This is a genomic window from Pseudogracilibacillus sp. SO10305, assembly GCF_037072005.1.
Classification (GTDB): Bacteria; Bacillota; Bacilli; order Bacillales; family Amphibacillaceae; genus Pseudogracilibacillus; species Pseudogracilibacillus intestinigallinarum.
Window position 1 is genome coordinate 1 of the sequence record NZ_JAXHDE010000031.1, and the last position, 3,480, is coordinate 3,480.

At 33.0% G+C, this 3,480-nt stretch carries 3 protein-coding genes; all 3 read right to left on the reverse strand.

The genetic code is table 11. The features are described 5' to 3' along the window. A partial coding sequence (locus SPD45_RS14265; protein ID WP_336268447.1) for a DNA internalization-related competence protein ComEC/Rec2 occupies positions 1-2,279 on the reverse strand: 2,279 nt, incomplete at its 3' end. Positions 2,280-2,298: 19 nt separating this feature from the next. Further along, the gene (locus SPD45_RS14270) at positions 2,299-2,748 is read right to left on the reverse strand and encodes a ComE operon protein 2 (protein WP_336268448.1); all 450 of its coding nucleotides are present in this window, start codon (positions 2,746-2,748) and stop codon (positions 2,299-2,301) included. A 30-nt stretch (positions 2,749-2,778) separates the two neighbouring features. Continuing rightward, positions 2,779-3,396 (reverse strand): helix-hairpin-helix domain-containing protein, encoded by a 618-nt coding sequence (locus SPD45_RS14275; protein WP_336268449.1) that lies wholly within the window; start codon positions 3,394-3,396, stop codon positions 2,779-2,781. Between the last annotated feature and the right edge of the window lie 84 nt (positions 3,397-3,480).

Here is a 3,480-nt window from a genome sequence, read left to right on the forward strand (position 1 = left end):
CATTTTGTTTGCTTGAATGCACGGAAATATGCATGATCCTCTTTATAGTGAAATTCTACTGCACCATCTTTATCCGTCCGATATATTTTTATATGATGTTCTTCTAAACGATCGATTACCTCAGTTGAAGGATGATTATAACGATTATTTTCCCCAACTGGAATAAGCGCTACCGTCGGTTGAATATGATGTAACATTGCATCACTCGTAGATGTTTTACTTCCATGATGCGCAATTTTTAATACATCAATTTGTAAATTAGGGTATTGCTCGATCAATATTGCTTCGTTTTCTACATACATGTCTCCCGTAAACAACCATGATGTGGAACCAAATGTCACTACTATATTTAATGAGTTTTCATTTGCATCATCTTTATCGATAAAAGGACCTATTATATGCCATTTCATGCCGTTTTCTTCTAAAGTAGTTCCCGTTTTAATCCGTTTAATTTTATCGCTCTCTCTCAATACACTGGAATTTTCTATTTCGAAATACTCGGATACGATAATTTTTTTAACGTGAAATTGATTCATAATAAATGGTACACTTCCATCATGATCAAGGTCTTCATGGCTTATAAAAATAGCATCAATCTTCTGAATTCCTTTACCATATAAAAATGGACGAATGACATTTTTATATACAGAATTAGTCGGTTCCATATTTTCGAATGAAAATTTGGCCCCTGCATCAATCATATATACACCTTTTCGAAATGGCAACTCAATAACAAAGGCATCCCCCTGCCCCATATTCAACATCGTTACAGTACCATACGGATTATAATATGGACGTAATGCTAGTAAAATTAAAAAAGAGCAAAATAATAAGCCTGACATCACTGACTTTTTCCATGTTTTCCTTTCTAAACATATGAGGAATATGACAAAAAAACTGTAATACAAAATGACCGTAAACATATTCATGTTACCGATAAATAAAGGAAATTGACCAAACGTATCAAGTGATGCAATAAGATTTAATGCCTTTTCGTGCATGAAACGAAAAAACGTATCAATGAATGATGTAATTACATTTGGTAAAAATATACTAATTAATTGGATAAACAATAATGGCATGACAAATAATGTGAAATAAGGAATAACAATGACATTTATTATAATAGATAGTGGTTGAAATATGGAGAAATAATGAATTTGGAGTGGTAAAATAGCCATCTGTGCTATAAAACTAATTTGTAGTGCTTGTACCCAACGAATTTTTGTATGTTTTAGTAGTTGGGATGAAATAATTAAACTAAAGGTGACCGCAAATGAAAATTGAAATCCAATATGGTATATAATATAGGGGTGAAAAATGATTAACAATAACATAATCATACTTAGTAAATCTGCATAAAAAATGTTTATCGAAAATCGTTGCATGACCAATATGACGATAACCATTAATGAAGCGCGCCACACTGATGGTTCTGCACCTGCTAGAAATATATACATCGGCAAGAAGCAAATAATTAAAAGGGCCGCATTTTCCTTTGTCGTTATACGCATCGAGACAAATACAAAGTAAAGTAGTGCTGTAATAATTCCTACATGTAATCCAGATATCGCTAATATATGGGAAAGACCCCAACGTTGGAATGTATCTATTATTTCTTCGTCTATTTGAGCTGTATTACCGAATAATAGGGCTTTCATCCAAGCGCTCGTTACATCTGAAAAATTCGTTTCTATTTTTGTCATGATGTTTTTTCGAAATCCATATAACTTTTGCAAAAAAGAAGAGGAAGTTTCACAATGAAAATGTTCGGTAGATGAAACTAACAATTGTTTGTAAATCCCTTGTTTTGCTAAGTAAGTAGAAAAATCAAATTCATAAGGATTTGTTGCTTGCTTAGGAGCGCTTAATTCTCCTTCAAACTGACAAATTGCGCCATACTGTAGTTGTGCTATCATGTGAGGGGATGTATCATTTTCTTTGAAGTATGTCGTATATATTTTTTCATCTTCTACTTCTACTGTAAAATAAATTGTTTTATCTGTTTCTTCTATTTTCGTAATAATTTCCCCTTGTATTGTCACATTTTCTTTTTCAATTGTTTCTTTATGTTCAATAGTTGGAAGGTACATATATGCGATACCTATCGTGCAAATACTCGCTAAAATGATGGAGATTTTTAGGCCCCGATACACGTATAAATAAACAAGCCAACAAATAAATATAATGATCAATATATAAGTTTGAAAATGAATACTAATTGGTACGAGAACGACAGCAAAAACAATTATATAAAAATGAAATTGAAAAGGATACAATGTATGCCATTGCCTCCTTTTATTTCACAGTAATTTCAACATCTGTTAATGGTATTTTTTCGTAAGGAATATTTGCTTCCATAAATAATTGTTCCGCAATTTTATTGTTACGGTAATCATCTGAATAATATATTTTCTTTACCCCTGCTTGAATAAGTTGTTTTGTACAATGTAAGCATGGGAAATGTGTAACATATATAACCGTATTATTTGTTGACACACCGAATTTCGCACATTGTAATAGTGCATTGGCTTCCGCATGAACAGTGCGGACACAATGTCCATCAATTTCTAAACAACCTTCATCGGTACAATGAATGCCATCAGCGACAGACCCGTTGTACCCTGTTGCAATCAATCGATTGTCTTTTACAATAACAGCCCCTACATTCAATCTTGTACATGTACTACGTAATGCAACGATATGTGCTTGTGCAATAAAATATTGTTTCCAATTTAAACGATTCATCTTGTATTCCTCCCTGTATAGCATGTATATTTATGGTACAGAAATTTGATCACGTATATTTTCCACCGTTTTCTCTCCTATACCGCTTACATTTAGTAAATCTTCAATCGTGTGAAACGGGCCATTTTCCTCCCGATATGCAATAATTGTTTCCGCCTTTTTAGGTCCGATGCCATTCAATGTTTGAATTTCTTCAGCAGTTGCATGATTAATGGCTACTTTTCCATCTTGGGCACTTTGAGTGGTAGTAGAAGATATGTTTGGCTGTATATGTTCGATCTCTTCTCCGATTGTTGGTATATAAATAACCATTTCGTCCTGTAAACGTTGCGCTAAATTAACTTGGTTTTCATCCGCATCATCTTTTAATCCACCTGCTAAATCAATAACATCTTGGATACGGTCCCCTTCATTAATTTTATATAAGCCTGGATGTTTGATTGCTCCTTTAATATCAACTAACAAGATAAGTGGTTCTTCTGCTTCAACCGTCATTTCTGTTTCGTTTTGTGCAAAGACATTGTCTTGTTGATCAACGATAAACGATGTTTCTTCTTCTTTTTTCGGAAAAATTTGCAATAATATAAAGGAACCAACAGCTATGATGACAATGCCAATTACTCCATATTTTCGCCATATATCGAGCAAATGTATTCCCCCTTTATCATGTATTTAAAATGATTATAGAAGGATTTGTTCATTTTGTAAAATCGGCATGAATAGAAGAAAATC

Excerpts from the sequence above, each read along its gene's own strand:
- SPD45_RS14270 (WP_336268448.1), bottom strand. The coding sequence starts at position 2,748 with ATGAATCGTTTAAATTGGAAACAATATTTTATTGCACAAGCACATATC.